Consider the following 855-nt stretch of genomic DNA (forward strand, 5'->3'; position numbering starts at 1 on the left):
ACCCCTTGACAAATACTTAGTATCAGGCTTTATAATTACACAATCTATTTTACAAACAAGGAGGATTCTATGAAATCGTATAATGACAAATCGTAGGGACTTTTTAAAGAATCTAGCACAACTTGCAGGAGTAGCGACACTCGGGGCTTATATACCTTATCCACTTTTCGCACAAGATTTGAAGCAAATTTCCAAAAAAGGAGCAAAAATGCAAACTCTCACCCTCAATAATGGCGTTAAAATGCCCATTCTTGGGCTTGGCACTTATTCGCTTACGGGTAAAGCAGGGCAAAAGGCGATGAGCGAAGCCATAGAGGTGGGTTATCGGCTCTTTGATAGCGCACAGATGTATAATAATGAAGCCGAGCTTGGAGCAGCAATAAATGCGGCAGTAAAAGGCGGAATCAAACGTGAGGAGTTTTTTATCCAAACTAAGCTTTTAGAATCAAGTAGCGAGGATTTAGCAAAAAAATCCATTGAAAAATCCTTAAAAACTTTAGGGCTTGATTATATTGATTCTTTACTTATCCATATGCCATACTCGCAATCTAAGGCGATGTATAGAGCAATGGAGAGCTTTTATAAGCAAGGTATTTTAAAGAGCATAGGCATTTCAAACTTTGGTGCGAAGGCGTATAGCGAGTTTGTGAAATCTTGCGAGGTGATTCCTGCGATTAATCAGTGCGAGACACATTTACTCCTCCAACAAAAGCCCTTAAGAGAGGCGATGAAGAGCAAAAAAACTTTGTTGCAAAGCTGGAGTCCTTTTATCGCGGGGAAAGGCTCGATTTTAGAAAATCCCGCACTTAAAAGCATTGCACAAAAATACAACAAAACACCCGCACAAGTGGTTTT

1 protein-coding gene is annotated in these 855 nt (G+C 39.8%); it reads left to right on the forward strand.

Annotated features, from left to right (window positions below):
* Nucleotides 1-82: 82 nt before the first annotated feature.
* The coding region (locus tag LS67_RS09480; protein ID WP_052099960.1) for an aldo/keto reductase at nucleotides 83-855 on the forward strand (773 nt) is incomplete at its 3' end.

The organism is Helicobacter sp. MIT 03-1616 (genome assembly GCF_000765685.2).
Lineage (GTDB): Bacteria > Campylobacterota > Campylobacteria > Campylobacterales > Helicobacteraceae > Helicobacter_C > Helicobacter_C typhlonius.